Genomic DNA, 16,618 nt, shown 5'->3' with positions numbered 1-16,618 from the left:
AGGGCTATCTGCCTGCGGCTCCTCACTGGCATATCTAGATGATGAGGACGGGATCCCTCAGCGTCAACAGTTTACCCCGCCCGCCCCATAGCCTGCCCCAAATAGACCACCGCGGCGCAGCCCACGGGAAAGACGATCTCGTTGACGGCGAGCGCCGCGATTTCGGGCGCCGTGGCGAGCGCGGCGGCGAGGCGTAAGGCGAGCGCCGCGCCGCCGAAGACGAGGCCCACAGTGAGGCCCGTCGCGGCGTAGGGCGGCAGCCTCTGGACGCCGCGCTGGACGAGGGTCGCGAGGACGAAGCCCAGCACGGCGTATTCGACCGCCTTCAGACCGGCGAGCGCGATCAGGGGGAGGGCGGCCGGTTTCGCGCTCAGGCCGATCGCGGCGCTCAAGGTCTGGTTCGCGGCCTTGGCGGCGGCGACGCCGAGCGGCGCGAACAGCGCGGCGACGAGCCCCGCGAGCGCCGCCTTCGCCCGGAACGCCGACACCCCGATCGAGGCCCCGAGGCACACCACCGCCGACCAGGCGACGCCCGCCGCGAGATCGACCGCGAAGGCGGCGGCCCCCGTGGTGCCGCCGAAGCTGAGCTTCGCCGCCAGCACCAGCCCCTGAACTACGAAGCCCAGCAGCACGGCCAGCGCCGCCAGCGTTCCGATGCGCCGGAGCGGGTCGACGGTCGCGGGGGCGGGCTCGTCTGCCATGAGGCTCATGTCCCGCACCCGCCGCGCGGCGTCAATGGCGGGGCGGACCGGCGCAGGTAGTTGGAATTGGGCAGGAGACAAATGGTCTCTCCGTCATGCCCGGCGCAGCCGGGTATCCACGACTTTGGCGTCGAGCGCGCGGGTGGAAGAAGTCGTGGACGCCCGCGAAGGCGGGCATGACGGGGAGGTTGGCCCTTCCGGCGTCGCAGAAGGTGAGGCCTTTCCATCGTCATGCCCGCGCCTTCGCGCGGGTATCCACGACTTGGGCGTCGAGCGCGCGGGTGGAAGAAGTCGTGGACGCCCGCGAAGGCGGGCATGACGGGGAGGTTGGCCCTTCCGGCCTCGCAAAGAGTGAGACAATTCCATCGTCATACCCGCGCCCTTGCGCGGGTATCCACGACTTGGGCGAAGAGCCCGACGGCAGAAGGAAGTCGTGGATGCCCGCGAAGGCGGGCATGACGTCAGGGCGGTCTAAAGGATCACTGCGAAATCTCGGGCCAGAGATCCCGCCACTCGGGGTTCGTCGCGTGGATCAGGCGCACCTTCTCTGCGCGCGTCGCGTGCTTGAGGGCCTTTTCGCGCGCGATCGCCGCCGTGACGTCCGCATGGGTCTCGAACCACACCAGCGTCTTCAGGCCATAGCGCTTCGTGAAGCCTGCGAGCAGGCCCCCGCGATGCTCGGCGACGCGGCGGACGAGGTCGGTCGTCACGCCGCAATAGAGCACGCCGTTCGGACGGTTGGTCATGAGGTAGACGAAGGAAAACCGCATCCGTCGATGCTGCGAACGGAACCGACAGGACGCAAGAGCGCGCCCGCGCTCGCCGAAGGTTGGCCCTTCCGGCGCCCGCGGAATTCGAGGCCTTTCCATCGTCATGCCCGCGCCTTCGCGCGGGTATCCACGACTTGGGCGTCGAGCGCCGGCGTGAGAGGAAGTCGCGGATGGCCGCGAAGGCGGGCATGACGTCGAGGGCGGCCCGAGCGCAAAGCGCCTTGACTTTATTCCTATCATCTCGCACGTTTCCAGAACCTTTCCCCGTCACGGGAGGCGTGTCCGGACCGGCCGGCCATGCGGGGAGGGGGCGGCGCCTGCGGCGGGGATGACCGGATGTCACCGCCCCGGGACGTCTGAATTGCGGGGCCTTCCGCGCGCGAGCGTTCCTGAACCAGGGCGCTAGGGCGCGGAAGCGTTGCGAGGCCCGCCCGCACTATGACGGGCGCCCTAACCCAGGGTCAGGACCCGCCTGAACGCGGCGGCTTGGCCTCCGGCCCCAAAGGCCGAAGGCTTCAGCCCACCGCGAGGGACGCCACATACACGCCGAGAGGTCTCCTCCCGGCTGGAAAGGCCTCCCGGCAGGAGCGCCCCGGAGCCGCCCGCAGCCAGACGCGAAATCGCCGCGCGCGGAACGTCGGGCGACCGACCTCTGCACCTACAGACACAGGGTGGCCCGGCGTTCCGCGCCTTCCCGAATTCGCGTTGCGTGAGACTCGTCATCGCTGGGGAGCGAACGGCCGTGGGGCGACCAAGCCCCGGCGGGCGGATGCGCGCGCGCCCAAGGGAGACGGGATCGATGGGGACGACGGACGAAGGGGCGATGGACGAACGCCGCGCGGCGGGCCAGCATCCCTGCCGATCCGGCGCGCGAGAGACCGCCGGACGCGTCGTTTCGAGGACCGCCCCCGCCGTGAGGACCGCCATGCCCGCCGCCCGCCTCGCCCTGATCGCCGGTTCGCTCGCGCTGAGCGGCGCGGCGCTCGCCGCCTCGCCGCCGTCGCGCGCGCCGGGCCTGTGGGAGACCGCGACCATCACCGACGCCGGGCGGACGGTCGCGAAGGAATGCGTGGGGGCGGGGACGGACCGGCTGGTGCGCCAGGCCATGACAGGGCTCACCTGCCGCAACGACGATTTCAAGCGCACCGAGGACGGCGGCTACGCGGCCGGCGCGATCTGCCGGTCGGGGCCGACCTCGATCGACAACAAAATCGTCGTGTCAGGGGATTTCGAGAGCTTCGCGCGGGCCGAGGCCACCACCGTGATGACGGGGCTCGCGGGGGAGCCCGGCGGCGAGCGCCGCTTCCGCACCACCATCGAGGCGCGGAAGCTCGGGGAGTGCGCGCCCGGCCAGCGGCCGGGCGACGTCATTCTTCCCAATGGCACGGTGATCAACGTGCCGGCGGGCAGGTGAACGAGGCTTGAGCCTCAGGCGCGGTCGAAGCCGCCCGCAGCGGGGGCCGCGCCGGCGCCGGCGCCCGCGCCGAAGCGCGGCGAGCGGGCGCCGCCGACCGGACGGGGCTTCTTCTTCGGGCCGGGGATCAGGCCTTCGCGCTGGGCGGCCTTGCGGGCGGCCTTGCGGGTGCGGCGGACGGCCTCGGCCTTCTCGCGGGCGCGCTTCTCGGACGGCTTCTCGTAGGCCTTCCGCTGGCGCATCTCGCGGAACACGCCTTCGCGCTGCATCTTCTTCTTCAGGACCTTGAGGGCCTGGTCGATGTTGTTGTCGCGTACGAGAACCTGCACGTCGTCTCCTTCAAGTTCGATGTGTGCGGCGCGGGGCCGGGAGCGATAGCGCCTGAGAACGCGGAGACGTTCCGGCGCACGCCGTCAAAAGGAACAAGTCGCGCCCGAGCGGCGCGAGGCCTTCGTGGGTACGGCTTAGGCGAACAAGGGCCGGACAGGCGAAACACGCATCGGTCCGGCGCGGCCGCGGGCGCAAGGCGGCCCACGGGAGACGCTTCAATTGGGGGCGGAGGCCCGGATGTCAAGTGCGCGGCCTCCGCGACGCCCGCAAAGAGCGCGCTGTCGCCGCCGCGCAGGGCGTGGTATCAAGACGGATGTCAGACCGCATCCATCGCTACAAAGTCGGCCAGCACGTCTCGCTCGCCGCCTCCGCCTACGGCCGCACCGCCGCCGAGGTCGAGATCGTCCGGCTCATGCCGGCCGAGCGCGACGACCTCGAGCCGCAGTACCGCGTCAAGAGCCGCGGCGAAAGCCACGAGCGCGTCGTCGGCGAGGGCATGATCGCCTCGCCCTTCGGCGCCGGCGCCTGATCCCCACGCCTCGGGAGCCCGACCCATCCCCATGACGTTTCTACGCATTCTTTCGACCGGAGCCTTCGTTCTCGCCATGACCCTCAGCGCCGCCGCCGCCGAAACCAAGACCCTGCCTTCGGGCCTCGCCTATGTCGACGAAGTGGTCGGCTCCGGCGTCGAGGCCGTGCCCGGCAAGACCGTGCAGGTGCATTACACCGGCTGGCTCGACAAGGGCGGCGAGAAGGGCGCGAAGTTCGATTCCTCCCGCGACCGCGGCCAGCCCTTCGCCTTCGGGCTCGGCGGCGGCCAGGTCATCAAGGGCTGGGACGAGGGCGTCGCCGGCATGAAGGTCGGCGGCAAGCGCACGCTGACGATCCCCGCCGAGCTCGGCTACGGCGCGCGCGGCGCGGGCGGGGTGATCCCCCCGAACGCCACGCTGATCTTCGACGTGGAGTTGCTCGGCGTCCGCTGAGCCGCTTCGCGCGCATCGAGCTGATGTGAAGACGGGCGGGAGCCGACGGGTCCCGCCCGTTTCGCGTCTCAGGCCAGCACGAAGATGAGGCCCGCGAGCGCGAAGCCCATGACGCCGATCAGCGTCTCGAGCACCGTCCAGGTCTTCAGCGTGGTCTTGACGTCCATCTCGTAGAACCGGCCCACCAGCCAGAATCCGCTGTCGTTGACGTGGCTGAGCGTCACCGAGCCCGCCGCCAGCGCCAGCACGACCGCCGCAAGCTGCGCGCCCTCGTAGCCCGCCGCTGAGACCGCGGGCTGCACGAGGCCGGCCGCGGTGATCAGCGCGACCGTCGCCGAGCCCTGCGCGACGCGGAGCGCGGTCGCGATCACATAGGCCGCGATGAAGATGTGAAGGCCCATGTCGTTGAGCGCGCCGGCCAGCGCGTCGCCGATCCCGCTCGCCCGCAGCACCGCGCCGAACATGCCGCCGGCGCCGGTGATCAGGATGACGGCGCAGACCGGCCCGAGCGCGCCGTCGATCAGCTTCTCGATGGTCTGGGCGCTCTCGCCGCGGCGCACGCCCAGCACGTAGGAGGCGACGAGCACGGCGACGAGCAGCGCGACCGGCGTCGCCCCGAGCGCCCGGGCCACCTGGAACCAGGTCGCCCCGCCGTCGGCGAGGCCCATGGAACGCAGGCCGTTGAGGCCGGTGTTCACGAAGATGATGGCGAGCGGCAGCAGCAGCAGCCACACCACCGTCGAGGACTTCGGCGGGTTCGCCTTCCGCGCCTCCTGCGGGCCTCCCGCGAGCAAATCCGGCACCGGCAGCACGATCCGCCGTCCGATCCAGAGGCCGTAGAGGTAGCTGGTCACGTACCAGGTGGGGATCGCGATCGCGATCCCGAGCAGGGTCACCAGGCCGACGTCGGCCTTCAGCAGCTCGGTCGAGGCGACCGGGCCGGGGTGCGGCGGCACGAAGACGTGCATGACGGAGAAGGCGCCGGCGACGGGAATGCCGTAGCGCAGCAGCCCGCCGCCAAGGCGGCGCGCGACCGAGAACACGATCGGCAGCATCACCACGAGGCCGGCGTCGAAGAAGATCGGGAAGCCGAAGATCAACGAGGCGACGCCGAGCGCGAGCGGCGCGCGCTTCTCGCCGAAGAAGCGGATGAGGTCGTCGGCGAGCGCCTGGGCGCCGCCCGACACCTCGACGAGGCGGCCCAGCATGGCGCCGAAGCCGACGAGGAGCGCCACGGGCCCGAGCGTCGCGCCGAAGCCGTTCACCAGGGTGTCGATGACCTTGGCCGGCGGCACCCCGGTGGCGAAGGCGGTCACGAGACTGACCAGCACCAGCGCGACGAAGGCGTGGACCCGCATGTAGATGATGAGGACCAGAAGCGCGAGGATCGCGACGGCGGCGATCAACAGCAGGGGTCCTGCGCCGAGGGCGGGCGCGGCGGCGGCGGCGGCGTTCATGACGGCTCCTGGGGCGGTGTAGAGACGCTGGGATCAGTCGCGGGGGAGGCCGAGTTTTTCGACGCCTGCCGAAATGACCTCCTCCGGCGGGACCGAGACGTCGACGATCGCGCCGTCCTCGTCGGCCTCGAGCGGTTCGAGGTCGGCGAACTGGGATGCGAGCAGCGAGGTCGGCATGTAATGCCCCTTGCGGGACGACATGCGGCTCTGGATCGCGTCGACCTCGCCCGAGAGCTGGAGGAAGCGGACGCGGGCCTCGGCGCCGCGCAGCACGTCGCGGTAGCGCCGCTTCAGCGCCGAGCAGGTGACGACCGTGCTCTCGCCGGCCCGGGCCTTCTCGCTGATCCAGTCACGGATCAGCGCGAGCCAGGGCGCGCGATCCTCGTCGTTGAGCGGAACGCCCGCCGTCATCTTGTCGATGTTGGCCTTCGGGTGAAACCTGTCGGCTTCGGCGAAGCTCCAGCCCAGCCGCGCCGCGAGGCCTTCGGCGGTCGTCGTCTTGCCGACGCCGGAGGGGCCCATCACGACCACGCAGGTGATGCCGTTTTGTCGGTTGGTCGTCATGTCACGTCTCCTCGCCAAGTCGGCGAAACATTACGCGCTGCGGCGCCGCGGCAAGGGGCGGCGTTCGGGTCGCCGTAGAACCTGACCCCAAGGGCGCCATGCGAGGCAAGCCGCCGTCAGTAATGGGGCGGCGGGCGGTCGACGGGCGCGACGCCGTTCGCGGCGTCGTCCAGCCGCTCGCCGAGCGCGGCGGTCTGGCGCTGGAGCGCGTCGATCAGCGCCCACTGCTGAGTGATGGTCTGGTTCAGGCTTTCGATCGCCTCGTCCTGATAGGCGATCCGGATTTCGAGCGCCTCAAGGCGCTCCATCATCGCCGCCTCGCTGCTCACGGTCATGGCGCCGTCTCCCTCGGAGGAGCCTCGGCCAGGCCGTGGCCGAGCGCGATCCTGTCGTCGAACACGAAACACGTCCCCCGCCACCGGCTCTCGGCGGGCGGGACCTCCTCAAGATACTTCAGGACGCCGCCCTTGAGCTGGCGCACGTCGGAGAAGCCCTGCGCCAACAGGTGCGCGCTCGCCTTCTCACAGCGAATGCCGCCGGTGCAGAACATCGCGACCGTACGACCCCTAGCCTCGCCCAGCCGTTCCGCGGCGAAGGCCTTGAAGTCGCTGAAGCGCCGGGTCCGGGGATCGATCGCGCCTTCGAACGAGCCCATCTCGACCTCGAAGGCGTTGCGCACGTCCACCACCACGACGTCGTCGCGGGCGATCAGCGCGTTCCAGTCCGCGGGGGCGACATAAGCTCCGGTGCGGACGGACGGGTCGGCCGCCGGGTCGCCCAAGGTGACGATTTCGCGCTTCACTTTCACTTTCAGGCGCCCGAAGGGCGCCTTGGCGGCGGTCGAGAGCTTCAGCTCCAGGCCGTCGAGCCGCCCGGCGAACAGCGGCCCGCCGCGCAGTTCGGCCAGGAACGCGTCGAGCGACGCCGGCGGCGCGGCCACCGTGCCGTTCACGCCTTCCTGCGCGAGAAGGATGGTGCCCTTGACGTCATGAGCCTCGCAGAGCGCGCGCAGCGGCGCCTGCAACGCGGCGGCGTCGGGCAGCGACGTGAACCGATAGAGGGCGGCGACGGCGTAGGACATGCGCTGCCTCTAGCAGGCCCGGCCGCGCAGGAACAGGCGCAGAGCCGCAGGGCGGCGGACTTGTGGGCGCCCGGCGAACCGGTCCATGGTGGCGCCGATGCGCGGCCGTCGCGAAGCGACCCTGCGCGGAAGCCTCGGAGGTCCGGACACGTGACGTTCATCGATCGGCGCGCCGCCGCTTTCGCACTCGTTGCGGCGCTGTCCGCGGCGCCTGCGGCCGCGCGCGAGACCTCCTTCGACATCGATTCGCTCGCCGGCCGCTCCTCGCTCGCCGGCGCCTATCTCGCGGGCCGGGTCGCTGGCGCCCAGCGCGACGTCGACGCGGCGGCGGCGTTCTTCCGCGCGGCGTTGAAGGCCGATCCGCGCAACCCCCAGCTGCTTGAGCGCGCTTTCCTTCTCAGCCTCGCCGAGGGCGGCGAAGGCGAGGCGATGCGTCTGGCCGAGCGGGTGGTCGCCGCCGATCCGACCAACCGGGTCGCGCAGCTGGCCCTGGCGGTGCGCGCGCTGAAGACCGGGTCTTACGGCTCCGCGCGTTCGGCGCTCGAAAGGGGCGCGCGCGGGCCGCTCGCCGATCTCAGCGTCGCCCTGCTGAGCGGCTGGTCCTGGGTCGGCTCCAACCAGCCGCAGCGCGCCTTCGCCGCGCTCGACAAGCTTCAGGGCGCCGACTTCTTCGGAGCCTTCCGCGACTACCACGCGGCGCTGATCGCGGACCTGACGGGCCGGAAGGAGGAGGCCGAGAAGCGGTTCGCCGCCGCGCTCGCCGGCGACGGCGCCGCCCTGCGCGTGGCGCTCGCCGCGGCTTCGTTCCGCGCCCGCAACGGAGACGCGGCCGGCGCGCTGAAGGCGCTCGACGATTTCGAGAAGAACGGGCCGCGCCATCCGCTCGCCCGCGAGATGCGCGAGATGATCGCCCAAGGCCGCGCGCCCGAGCGCGTGGCTTCGAACGCCCAGGAAGGCGTGGCGGAGGTGCTCTACGGAATCGGCGGCGCGCTCGCCCGGCAGGGGGGCGAGGACCTCGCGACCGTCTATCTCCAACTGGCGCTCTACGTTCAGCCCGAGCATCCGATGGCGCTCGTCACGCTGGCCGATCTCTACGACCAGCTGAACCAGTACGAAGACGCGATCGCGGTCTACGAGCGCGTGCCCGCCTCCTCGCCGCTGAAGCGCAACGCGGACATCCAGAGCGCGATCGATCTCGACCGCCTCGACAAGACCGATGAAGCGAAGGCGCGCCTCGCCAAGCTGATCGCGGCGGCGCCGGACGACCAGGAGGCGCTTGTCGCCCTCGGCAACATCGAGCGCGGGCGCGAGCAGTTCAAAGAGGCGGCCGAGACCTACACCAAGGCGATCAACTTGATCTCCGCCGCGAAGACCGCGGAGCCGGCGGCGGCCGCCCCGGCTGCCGCCGCGCCTCAGGCGGACGGAGCGCCGAGGCCTTATGTCGTCAAGTCCCGCGACAGCCTGTGGACGCTCGCCCGCGACCACCTCGGCGACCCGAAGCGCTGGCCGGAACTCGCCGCCTTCAACCGCGCGAACGGCGTGCGCATCCCTCGGTCCGGCGCGCTTGCTCCGGGACAGACGATCGTATTGCCGGCCCCCGCGCAGGCGACCGCAGCCGCGACGCCGGCGACGGAGCCCGCGGCGGCGCCAGCCGCCGCTGAGCCCGCCGTGGCGAACCGGGCGGACTGGTCGCTCTATTACGTCCGCGGCATTGCCTACGAGCGCTCCAAGGAGTGGGCGAAGTCCGAGGCCGACCTGAAGAAGGCTCTGTCGCTGGTTCCCGACCAGCCGCTCGTGCTCAACTACCTCGGCTACTCCTGGATCGACCAAGGCATCCATCTCGACGAGGGGATGAAGATGATCCAGCGGGCGGTCGAGCTGCGGCCCGACGACGGCTACATCGTCGACAGCCTCGGCTGGGCGCACTTCAAGCTCGGCCAGTTCGACGACGCCGTCCGCGAGCTGGAGCGCGCGGTCGAGCTCCGGCCGCAGGACCCGGTCATGAACGACCACCTCGGCGACGCCTATTGGAAGGTCGGGCGCAGGCTCGAGGCGGGGTTCCAGTGGAGCCACGCCCGCGACCTCAACCCGGAGCCGGAAGACCTGAAGAAGATCGAGGCCAAGCTCAAGGACGGCCTGCCGGAGACGCCGCCGACGAGCGCCGCCGACGCGCAGGAGAAGAAGGGCGGCGGCTGAGGCGCCGCGACCGCGCGCGATGCTGCTTCGCGAACGCGCCCCGGCCAAGGTCAACCTCACGCTCCACGTGCTCGGGCGCCGGGCCGACGGCTACCATGAGCTCGACAGCCTTACGGCCTTCGCCGGCTGCGCCGCGGACGCGCTGACGCTCGATCCCGCCGCGCCATACGGCCTGACGGTCGACGGCCCGTTCGCGACGCCGGCCGGAGACGGAGACGACAACCTCGTGCTGAAGGCCGCTCGCGCCCTCGCCGCGCGCGTCGACGGTCTGACGCTCGGCGCCTTCGCGCTGACGAAGCGCATTCCGGTGGCTGCGGGCCTCGGCGGGGGCTCTGCGGACGCCGCGGCGGCGCTCCGGCTGCTGGCGCAGCTTAATGGGCTGGCGAACGACGACCCGCGCCTTCTCGCCGCAGCGGCGGAGGCCGGCTCCGACGTGCCGGTGTGCCTGCGCTCCCGGGCCGCGCGCATGACCGGGCGGGGCGAGGTGGTGACGCCCGTCCAGATCGCGCCGACGCCCGCGGTGCTGATGAACCCCCTGCGTCCCGCGCCGACGGCGGACGTGTTCCGCGCGCTTGGCCTCGCACCCGGCGAAATGCGCGACGGCGACGCGCCGCCGGAGGACGTTGGAAGCTGGATCGCCCGCGGCCGCAACGATCTGGAGGCGGCGGCGGTCCGCATCGCGCCGGAGATCGCGGCCGGGCTGCTGATGCTCGCGTCCCAGACAGGTTGTCGGACCGCGCGCATGTCGGGCTCCGGCGCGACGGTGTTCGGCCTGTTCGGCTCGGCCCAGGAGGCTCGGCGCGCCGCCCGGGCGCTCGCGAAAGCGGCCCCCAGCTGGTGGGTGCGCTCCACGATGCTGCGCTGAGGAACACATGACGCCGGTCATCTACGTTGCGGCGGCGCTGGCCGAAATCGCCGGCTGCTTCGCCTTCTGGGCGGTGCTCCGCCTTGGCGCTTCGCCCGCATGGCTCGGGGCGGGCGCGGCGTCGCTGATCGCCTTCGCCTGCCTCCTCACCCTCGTCGACGCCGCGGCCGCCGGCCGCGCCTACGCGGCCTACGGCGGCGTCTACGTCGCGGCGTCGCTCGGCTGGCTCTGGGCGATGGAGGGCGTCCGGCCGGATCGGTGGGACCTCACAGGCTCCGCGATCTGCGTCGCCGGCGCGGCGGTGGTGCTGTTCGGGCCGAGGGGGTGAAGGCGAGCGCTTTGTCTCACATTCACGGCTCGGCGCCCGCGGGGCCTGATACAAGCCAGAGGATTGGGCGATAACCAGACGACGCCGTCAGGCGACGCGGCGACGGCCAGCCCAACGTGCGCGGCGCGTCACCCAAGACGTAACGGGGTCAGCGACCGAAGAGCCAAATCTGTGAGAGCCAGCTCATGAGGAGCGCAGGGGCGAACATGTCTCGCCACCGCGAGTAGACGCGCGTCCAGCTATCAATGGGCTCGGAATCCCCGTCGATGCTAAGCGCCGGTAGGGTTGGCGTCACGACGTCCTGACACCACAGGAGCAATAGGGAGGCGGGAGCAAGGGCGATCAAAGACCACAGTGGAACGCAGCCGAAACGCTTGGCCAAAAGATACGCAGACAGTCCGGTTCCGAGCAGTGGGAAAGCCGAATTAACGGCGATGAAGATTGACGCAAAGGGAGTGAGGAAGAAGACGGTGAGGAGTGCGTTGGACTGCGAGCGGTGCGGATTGAAGTGAATGAAGTCGACCCATAAGACGGTCCAAAGCAGGCTGCACCAGATCGCGATGGCAATAAAAACGATCGTGCCCGCACTGAAGAGGTAGGCAGCGTTCCGCGGTCTGATCATCAGCCTTGAGTCACGGGCCGTCGCCACGTCCGGTAAGCCCCTCAGTGCGCCCGCGCGGTGACGAACCCCACGACGTCCAGCAGCGGCTTCGCCTGCGGCCGGTCCTGGAACAGGGCGAGGGCGTCCCGGGCCATTGCCCCGTAATGGCGCGCGCGCTCCAGCGTGGCGTCGATCGCGCCGTGCTTCGCGAGCAGGCGGATCGCCTCAGGAAGGTCGCCGTCCTCGATCTTCCCCTCTTCGAGCGTGCGCTTCCAGAACGCGCGCTCATCCTCGGAGCCGCGACGGTAGGCGAGCACGACGGGCAGGGTGATCTTGCCCTCGCGGAAGTCGTCGCCGACCTTTTTGCCGAGCTTGGCCTCGCGCCCGCCGTAGTCGAGAGCGTCGTCGACCAGCTGGAAGGCGATGCCGAGGTTCATGCCGTAGGACCGGGCGGCGGCCTGCTCCGCTTTCGGGCGGTTCGCAATCACCGGCCCGACCTCGCAGGCGGCGGCGAACAGGGCGGCGGTCTTGCCGCGCACGACGGCGAGATAGTCGTCCTCGGTGGTCGCAGTGTTCTTGGCGGCGGCGAGCTGCATCACCTCGCCCTCGGCGATCACGGCAGCGGCGTCGGCCAGGATGCGAAGCGCCTCCAGCGAGCCGACCTCGACCATCATCTTGAAGGCCTGGCCGAGCAGGAAGTCGCCCACCAGCACGCTCGCCTCGTTGCCCCAGAGCATGCGGGCGGCGAGCTTGCCGCGGCGCATCTCGGAGCCGTCGACCACGTCGTCGTGCAGCAGGGTCGCCGTGTGCATGAACTCGACGGAGGCCGCGAGCTTCACGTCGCCGTCGCCGGAATAGCCGGAGAGCGCCGCGGTCGCGAGCGTCAGCATCGGGCGCAGACGCTTGCCGCCGGAATTGATGAGATGGTTCGCGACTTCGGGAATCATCGCGACGTCCGATCCCGTGCGGGACAGGATGAAGGCGTTGACGCGCTCCATGCCAGGCGTGACGAGCTCCACGAGCGGGCCGACGCCGGCGGTCTCGCCTCCGTCCTGCCGCTCGTCCAACGGTACCACCACGCCCAAACTCGGCGCTCCTCGACAGTTGCGAACCGGCGGGACCCTACCCAGAGGCCTCCAGGGGCACAAGCCGAAACGTCGGGAGCCCGCCGTCAGTGGGCGCTGAGCGCCTGACCGACGGCTTTGGCCGCCATCAATTGCTGGGAGGCGAGGACCACCAGGAGAATGGCGACGATGAGGGCGGTCAACTCGGTACGCATGGCGCTCTTCACTCACGAGGGCGTCGGTCACAGGCCGGCACGATCGGGGGCGGTCGGGGCGCAAGTTGGGCCGCCGTGAGGCTGTCGCCGCCCAAGATGTAAACGCCTGGCAACGTTCGCCCCGCTGTGGCCCGGCCGCCACGGCGCGTTGCCCCCGGACCCTGGGCGGGCCATCATGGCCACGTCGAAACCGAACGGACCGCGATGCAGGAAATCCTCAGAAGCAACGACCGGGTGCTGCTCTCCTTCGTGCAGGCCACGCTGACCGACGCCGGCCTGGAGCACATCGTGCTCGACGCCAACATGAGCGTCCTCGAAGGCTCGCTCGGCATACTCGCGGCGCGCGTGCTGGTCGGCGACGAGGACGCGGCGGAGGCCCGGCGCATTCTGGCGGAGAGCGGCCTGTCGCACGAGCTCCGCCCCGAGCCGCAGTGAGCGGCGATCTTTCCGACGACCTGTTCTTCGGCGGGCGGCTGAAGCTGCTGCAGCCTCGGAAGGGCCACCGCGTCGGCACGGACGCGGCGCTGCTGACGGCGGCGGCCCGGGGCCGGATGGCGAAGGGCGCGCTGGTCGCGGATTTCGGAGCGGGCGTCGGCGCCGTCGGCCTGTCGCTCGCCCTGAGCGGAGCCGGCCGCGTGACGCTGGTGGAGATCGACTTCGCGACGGCCAGTGTCGCCGCCGAAAACATCCGGCGCAACGGCCTCGCTGATAAGGTCGACGTCCGGACCGACGACGTCGCGGACGTCGCGCGAGGCGATGGCTTCCCCCGCCGGGACTCGCTCGATCTGGTCGTCGCAAACCCGCCGTTCGACGCGGCGCGCCGGTTCCGCGCCTCGCCGGACGCCGACAAGGCGCGCGCCCATGCTGCGGCCGAAGGATTGGTCGAAGTCTGGATGCGCGCTGCCGCCCGAGCGCTGAGGCCCGGCGGCTGCCTCATCATGATCCATCGCCCCGAGGCGATCGGCGACTTGGTCTCGCGGGCGGAGGGACGCTTCGGCGGGGCGCGGCTGCGGGCGGTGCACGCGCGCGCCGACGCGCCGGCGATCCGCATCCTGTTCGCGGCGCGCAAAGGCAGCCGTGGCGCGCTTGCGCTGCTGCCGCCCCTGGTGCTTCACGGCGAGGGCGACGGCTTCACCGCGGAGGCGATGGACATCCAGCGGGGCCAGGCGGCGCTCGCGATGGACGACAGCAAAACGCCGGCCCCGAGGGCCGGCGTTCGCGTCAGGGCCGAGGCCCCCGATCAGTAGTAGCGGCGACCGCAGACTTCGCGGGTGCGCGTCACGTAGCGGTAGCCGTTCCACGACCGCACGGTCGTCACGCGGCAGCGCGGACGCGCCGGGCCGTAGCCATAATAGCGCGGCCGGGGCGCGTAGTAGCCGTAGTACGGACGCTCCCGATAGCGATGGCGATAGCCGCGGTGATAGGCCGGCTCATAGTAGCCGCCGCCGTAATAGCCGGGGCTGCCCACCCCGACGCGCACAGACACGTCGCCGGCGGAAGCGGCCGTCGGGACGGCGGCGAAGCCGCCAGCGGCGAGGGCTGCGGCGAGAACGAACTTACGAAACATGGCGTCCTCCTCAGGACAGGGGCGGCGCGCGATGCCGCGGAGCGCCCTGAATGCCGTCGGCTCGCGCCGTCTGCGTCATCGCAGACCAACCAAGCCGTCTGGTACATAGAAGTAGGGCGCAACCCCTGAATTCTCTCTGAGCCCTTCGTTCATCGGGCGTTCATCGATCCCGGCCGCGTTGGCGCCGCCGGCCTGGACGCCTATGTCTCGCCGCATGAGCCTCTCGACCTCCGCCCGCCTCAAGGCCGCCCTTCGCCCCGTTCTGCCGAGCCGTTGGCGAACGCCCTCCGCCGTTGTTCCCGTCGTCCGCATGCAAGGCGCGATCGGGATCGGCACGCCATTCCGGCCCGCGGTCACGCTGTCGAGCGTCGCGGGTCAGCTGGAAAAGGCCTTCGCGGTCGAGGGAGCGAAGGAGGTCGCGATCATCGTGAACTCGCCCGGTGGTTCGCCGGTGCAAGCGCACCTCATCTGCCGCAGGATCCGCCAGCTCGCGGATGAGACGAGCCTTCCCGTGACCGTCGTGGTCGAGGACGTCGCCGCGTCCGGCGGCTACATGATCGCCTGCGCCGGCGACGAGATCGTCGCCGACCCCTCGTCGATCGTCGGCTCCATCGGCGTCGTCTCCGCGGGCTTCGGCTTCGACCGCGCGATCGAGCGCCTTGGGATCGATCGGCGCCTCTACACCTCGGGAGAGAACAAGGCGATCCTCGACCCGTTCCAGCCGGAGAAGGCCGAGGACGTCGAGCGGCTGAAGGAGATTCAGCGCGAGGTTCACGAGCATTTCATTGCGTTGGTGAAAGAGCGTCGCGGGGCAGCGCTGTCGGACGACGCCGAGCTGTTCACCGGGGCGTTCTGGACCGCCTCGTCGGGCCTCGCGCTCGGCCTCGTCGACCGCATCGGAGATCTGCGGTCCGTGATGCGCGAACGCTGGGGGGACAAGGTGGAGCTGCGGCTAACGACGAAGCGGACGCCGCTGCTGAAGCGGATGATGGGCCGCGGCGGCGAGGGCGTCGAGGCGAGCCTGCCGGACGAGGCGATGGCGGCGATCGAGGCGCGTGCGCTCTGGTCCCGCTTCGGCCTGTGAGCCCAGCGCGACAGGCTCTCTTGCCTGTCGCCGCAACGGCGTCATGATCGCCGTCGACGCTGGCTGTCCCAGTTCGGATTCAAACGCTTCGGAGACCGCGATGCCGCCGTTCCTCGTTTTCGCCGCCGCCGCCGCGGGGGCCGTCTACGGCGCGAAAGCGATCAAGCGCGAGTGGCGTCGCATCAACCGTGAGCTTGAGGCCGCGGACCGCGACGCCGTCGATGCGGACAAGGCAGTCCGCCCCACGCTGCGCCGCGATCCCGCGACCGGCGAATGGCGGCCCGGCGGCCGGTGACGGCCCGCGCCGCTTGACCCTGAAGGCCGGCCGCGACTAGCGTCCGCGCGCTTTCCCGCCCTTCCGGACCGCGACGCACATGACCCCCGACGACGCCCTGAGCCCCTCCCGCTCGTTCCAGGGACTTATCCTGACGCTGCAGCGGTTCTGGGCGGCGCAGGGCTGCGTCGTGCTGCAGCCCTACGACATGGAGGTGGGCGCCGGCACGTTCCATCCGGCGACGACGCTTCGGGCGCTGGGGCCGCGGCCCTGGAAGGCGGCCTACGTGCAGCCCTCCCGGCGCCCGAAGGACGGCCGCTACGGCGAAAACCCAAACCGCTTCCAGCACTACTACCAGTTTCAGGTCATCCTGAAGCCCTCGCCGGCGAACCTGCAGGAGCTCTACCTCGACAGTCTGAAGGCCATCGGCCTCGACCCCGCGGTTCATGACGTGCGCTTCGTCGAGGACGACTGGGAAAGCCCGACGCTGGGCGCCTGGGGCCTCGGTTGGGAGTGCTGGTGCGACGGCATGGAGGTGTCGCAGTTCACCTATTTCCAGCAGGTCGCCGGCGTCGACTGCGATCCGGTCTCGGGCGAGCTGACCTACGGTCTTGAGCGCCTTGCGATGTACATCCAGGGAGTCGACCGCGGCTTCGACCTGAATTTCAACGGCCGGGACGGCGACGAGAAGATCACCTACGGCGACGTGTTCCGGCAGGCGGAGCAGGAGTACTCTCGCTACAACTTCGAGCACGCCAACGTCGACCTGTTGAAGCGGCATTTCGAAGACGCCGAGACGGAGTGCCGGGCGCTGCTGAAGGCCGGCGACGTGGGCGAGGGACGCCACCTGATGGCGATGCCCGCCTACGATCAGGCGATCAAGGCGAGCCACGCCTTCAACCTGCTCGACGCCCGCGGCGTGATCTCGGTGACCGAGCGCCAGAGCTACATCCTGCGGGTGCGGGAACTGGCGAAAGCCTGCGGCGCGGCCTGGCTGAAGACCGAAGCCGGCGGCGCCCAGGCGGCCTGACGGGGGCGGCGCCCTCCAAGAATTCGCGCGGCGTCCTTCCCCGGTTTATCCGGGGCATCCAGAGGTCCGCGCCGCTCGCGTGACGAGCTGGTCT

The 16,618-nt window shown here is 70.7% G+C and carries 21 protein-coding genes; 11 read left to right on the top strand and 10 right to left on the bottom strand.

Features of this window, described 5'->3' with window-relative positions; translation table 11 throughout:
- Positions 1-71: 71 nt before the first annotated feature.
- Together METY_RS00615 and METY_RS00610 are read right to left on the bottom strand one after the other, a co-directional pair.
- The gene (locus METY_RS00615; RefSeq protein WP_103119461.1) at positions 72-710 is read right to left on the bottom strand and encodes a hypothetical protein; all 639 of its coding nucleotides are present in this window, start codon (positions 708-710) and stop codon (positions 72-74) included.
- A gap of 470 nt (positions 711-1,180) precedes the next feature.
- The gene (locus METY_RS00610; RefSeq protein ID WP_103119460.1) at positions 1,181-1,471 is read right to left on the bottom strand and encodes a GIY-YIG nuclease family protein; all 291 of its coding nucleotides are present in this window, start codon (positions 1,469-1,471) and stop codon (positions 1,181-1,183) included.
- 925 nt (positions 1,472-2,396) lie between these two features.
- On the opposite strand from METY_RS00610, the gene METY_RS00605 reads away from it, so the two are divergent.
- Positions 2,397-2,885 (top strand): DUF3617 domain-containing protein, encoded by a 489-nt coding sequence (locus METY_RS00605; protein WP_244593463.1) that lies wholly within the window; start codon positions 2,397-2,399, stop codon positions 2,883-2,885.
- Positions 2,886-2,899: 14 nt separating this feature from the next.
- Here METY_RS00605 and rpsU read toward each other — a convergent pair whose 3' ends face one another.
- A complete protein-coding gene (rpsU, locus tag METY_RS00600; RefSeq protein ID WP_103119458.1) occupies positions 2,900-3,214 on the bottom strand; it encodes a 30S ribosomal protein S21 in 315 nt (104 codons plus the stop codon).
- Positions 3,215-3,528: 314 nt separating this feature from the next.
- Between rpsU and METY_RS00595 the strand changes: the two genes are divergently transcribed.
- Both METY_RS00595 and METY_RS00590 read left to right on the top strand, forming a co-directional pair.
- Positions 3,529-3,744 carry a hypothetical protein gene (locus METY_RS00595; RefSeq protein WP_020188036.1) on the top strand — a complete coding sequence of 72 codons (216 nt, stop codon included), beginning with the start codon at positions 3,529-3,531 and terminating at the stop codon, positions 3,742-3,744.
- A 31-nt stretch (positions 3,745-3,775) separates the two neighbouring features.
- Entirely contained in the window at positions 3,776-4,198 is a 423-nt protein-coding gene (locus METY_RS00590; RefSeq protein ID WP_103119457.1) for an FKBP-type peptidyl-prolyl cis-trans isomerase, read from the top strand.
- A 68-nt stretch (positions 4,199-4,266) separates the two neighbouring features.
- Here METY_RS00590 and METY_RS00585 read toward each other — a convergent pair whose 3' ends face one another.
- From METY_RS00585 to trhO, 4 genes are all read right to left on the bottom strand, one after another.
- Positions 4,267-5,655 carry a GntP family permease gene (locus tag METY_RS00585; protein WP_103119456.1) on the bottom strand — a complete coding sequence of 463 codons (1,389 nt, stop codon included), beginning with the start codon at positions 5,653-5,655 and terminating at the stop codon, positions 4,267-4,269.
- A 33-nt stretch (positions 5,656-5,688) separates the two neighbouring features.
- On the bottom strand, positions 5,689-6,219 hold the full coding sequence (locus METY_RS00580; RefSeq protein WP_103119455.1) for a gluconokinase: 531 nt from the start codon (positions 6,217-6,219) through the stop codon (positions 5,689-5,691).
- Positions 6,220-6,335: 116 nt separating this feature from the next.
- Positions 6,336-6,554: a SlyX family protein gene (locus METY_RS00575; RefSeq protein ID WP_444849059.1), complete on the bottom strand. Its 219-nt coding sequence runs from the start codon at positions 6,552-6,554 to the stop codon at positions 6,336-6,338.
- Positions 6,551-7,300, bottom strand: coding sequence for an oxygen-dependent tRNA uridine(34) hydroxylase TrhO (gene trhO / locus METY_RS00570; RefSeq protein ID WP_103119454.1), 750 nt, complete (start codon positions 7,298-7,300; stop codon positions 6,551-6,553). Before trhO ends, METY_RS00575 begins: the two co-directional genes overlap by 4 nt.
- A gap of 150 nt (positions 7,301-7,450) precedes the next feature.
- On the opposite strand from trhO, the gene METY_RS00565 reads away from it, so the two are divergent.
- Genes METY_RS00565 through METY_RS00555 form a run of 3 tightly spaced genes read left to right on the top strand, consistent with a single transcriptional unit; the run spans position 7,451 to position 10,689 of the window.
- Positions 7,451-9,496 carry a tetratricopeptide repeat protein gene (locus METY_RS00565; RefSeq protein WP_103119453.1) on the top strand — a complete coding sequence of 682 codons (2,046 nt, stop codon included), beginning with the start codon at positions 7,451-7,453 and terminating at the stop codon, positions 9,494-9,496.
- A 19-nt stretch (positions 9,497-9,515) separates the two neighbouring features.
- Complete coding sequence (locus METY_RS00560) at positions 9,516-10,361, top strand: 4-(cytidine 5'-diphospho)-2-C-methyl-D-erythritol kinase (RefSeq protein WP_103119452.1); 846 nt, start codon at positions 9,516-9,518, stop codon at positions 10,359-10,361.
- Positions 10,362-10,368: 7 nt separating this feature from the next.
- The gene (locus METY_RS00555; protein ID WP_103119451.1) at positions 10,369-10,689 is read left to right on the top strand and encodes a YnfA family protein; all 321 of its coding nucleotides are present in this window, start codon (positions 10,369-10,371) and stop codon (positions 10,687-10,689) included.
- Positions 10,690-10,837: 148 nt separating this feature from the next.
- On the opposite strand, the gene METY_RS00550 is transcribed toward METY_RS00555, so the two are convergent.
- Positions 10,838-11,338, bottom strand: coding sequence for a hypothetical protein (locus METY_RS00550; protein ID WP_146035631.1), 501 nt, complete (start codon positions 11,336-11,338; stop codon positions 10,838-10,840).
- A 14-nt stretch (positions 11,339-11,352) separates the two neighbouring features.
- Positions 11,353-12,357, bottom strand: a complete 1,005-nt coding sequence (locus METY_RS00545; protein ID WP_020188047.1) for a polyprenyl synthetase family protein — start codon at positions 12,355-12,357, stop codon at positions 11,353-11,355.
- 416 nt (positions 12,358-12,773) lie between these two features.
- Between METY_RS00545 and METY_RS00540 the strand changes: the two genes are divergently transcribed.
- Together METY_RS00540 and METY_RS00535 are read left to right on the top strand one after the other, a co-directional pair.
- Positions 12,774-13,004 (top strand): putative signal transducing protein, encoded by a 231-nt coding sequence (locus METY_RS00540; RefSeq protein ID WP_103119449.1) that lies wholly within the window; start codon positions 12,774-12,776, stop codon positions 13,002-13,004.
- Entirely contained in the window at positions 13,001-13,816 is an 816-nt protein-coding gene (locus tag METY_RS00535; protein ID WP_103119448.1) for a tRNA1(Val) (adenine(37)-N6)-methyltransferase, read from the top strand. Before METY_RS00540 ends, METY_RS00535 begins: the two co-directional genes overlap by 4 nt.
- On the opposite strand, the gene METY_RS00530 is transcribed toward METY_RS00535, so the two are convergent.
- Positions 13,810-14,136 (bottom strand): hypothetical protein, encoded by a 327-nt coding sequence (locus METY_RS00530; RefSeq protein ID WP_020188051.1) that lies wholly within the window; start codon positions 14,134-14,136, stop codon positions 13,810-13,812. The genes METY_RS00535 and METY_RS00530 overlap by 7 nt on opposite strands.
- A 202-nt stretch (positions 14,137-14,338) precedes the next feature.
- On the opposite strand from METY_RS00530, the gene METY_RS00525 reads away from it, so the two are divergent.
- The 3 genes from METY_RS00525 to METY_RS00515 all read left to right on the top strand — a co-directional run bounded on the left by METY_RS00525 (position 14,339) and on the right by METY_RS00515 (position 16,524).
- Positions 14,339-15,220 (top strand): S49 family peptidase, encoded by an 882-nt coding sequence (locus tag METY_RS00525; protein ID WP_200819562.1) that lies wholly within the window; start codon positions 14,339-14,341, stop codon positions 15,218-15,220.
- A 100-nt stretch (positions 15,221-15,320) separates the two neighbouring features.
- Complete coding sequence (locus tag METY_RS00520) at positions 15,321-15,515, top strand: hypothetical protein (RefSeq protein WP_103119446.1); 195 nt, start codon at positions 15,321-15,323, stop codon at positions 15,513-15,515.
- 79 nt (positions 15,516-15,594) lie between these two features.
- Positions 15,595-16,524: a glycine--tRNA ligase subunit alpha gene (locus tag METY_RS00515; protein WP_103119445.1), complete on the top strand. Its 930-nt coding sequence runs from the start codon at positions 15,595-15,597 to the stop codon at positions 16,522-16,524.
- Positions 16,525-16,618 lie beyond the last annotated feature (94 nt).

Source organism: Methylopila sp. Yamaguchi (assembly GCF_002897035.1).
In the GTDB taxonomy this organism is placed as follows: Bacteria; Pseudomonadota; Alphaproteobacteria; order Rhizobiales; family Methylopilaceae; genus Methylopila.
This window is presented reverse-complemented; position numbering and strand designations above follow the sequence as displayed.

Bases quoted from the DNA above. Each gene is read 5' to 3' on its own strand.
- METY_RS00560 (WP_103119452.1), top strand. From the start codon at position 9,516: ATGCTGCTTCGCGAACGCGCCCCGGCCAAGGTCAACCTCACGCTCCAC.
- METY_RS00515 (WP_103119445.1), top strand. From the start codon at position 15,595: ATGACCCCCGACGACGCCCTGAGCCCCTCCCGCTCGTTCCAGGGACTT.
- METY_RS00580 (WP_103119455.1), bottom strand. From the start codon at position 6,219: ATGACGACCAACCGACAAAACGGCATCACCTGCGTGGTCGTGATGGGC.
- METY_RS00615 (WP_103119461.1), bottom strand. From the start codon at position 710: ATGAGCCTCATGGCAGACGAGCCCGCCCCCGCGACCGTCGACCCGCTC.
- METY_RS00520 (WP_103119446.1), top strand. From the start codon at position 15,321: ATGCCGCCGTTCCTCGTTTTCGCCGCCGCCGCCGCGGGGGCCGTCTAC.
- METY_RS00610 (WP_103119460.1), bottom strand. From the start codon at position 1,471: ATGCGGTTTTCCTTCGTCTACCTCATGACCAACCGTCCGAACGGCGTG.
- METY_RS00575 (WP_444849059.1), bottom strand. From the start codon at position 6,554: ATGACCGTGAGCAGCGAGGCGGCGATGATGGAGCGCCTTGAGGCGCTC.
- METY_RS00590 (WP_103119457.1), top strand. From the start codon at position 3,776: ATGACGTTTCTACGCATTCTTTCGACCGGAGCCTTCGTTCTCGCCATG.
- METY_RS00555 (WP_103119451.1), top strand. From the start codon at position 10,369: ATGACGCCGGTCATCTACGTTGCGGCGGCGCTGGCCGAAATCGCCGGC.
- METY_RS00525 (WP_200819562.1), top strand. From the start codon at position 14,339: ATGTCTCGCCGCATGAGCCTCTCGACCTCCGCCCGCCTCAAGGCCGCC.
- METY_RS00595 (WP_020188036.1), top strand. From the start codon at position 3,529: ATGTCAGACCGCATCCATCGCTACAAAGTCGGCCAGCACGTCTCGCTC.
- METY_RS00585 (WP_103119456.1), bottom strand. From the start codon at position 5,655: ATGAACGCCGCCGCCGCCGCCGCGCCCGCCCTCGGCGCAGGACCCCTG.
- METY_RS00605 (WP_244593463.1), top strand. From the start codon at position 2,397: ATGCCCGCCGCCCGCCTCGCCCTGATCGCCGGTTCGCTCGCGCTGAGC.
- trhO (WP_103119454.1), bottom strand. From the start codon at position 7,300: ATGTCCTACGCCGTCGCCGCCCTCTATCGGTTCACGTCGCTGCCCGAC.
- METY_RS00540 (WP_103119449.1), top strand. From the start codon at position 12,774: ATGCAGGAAATCCTCAGAAGCAACGACCGGGTGCTGCTCTCCTTCGTG.
- METY_RS00530 (WP_020188051.1), bottom strand. From the start codon at position 14,136: ATGTTTCGTAAGTTCGTTCTCGCCGCAGCCCTCGCCGCTGGCGGCTTC.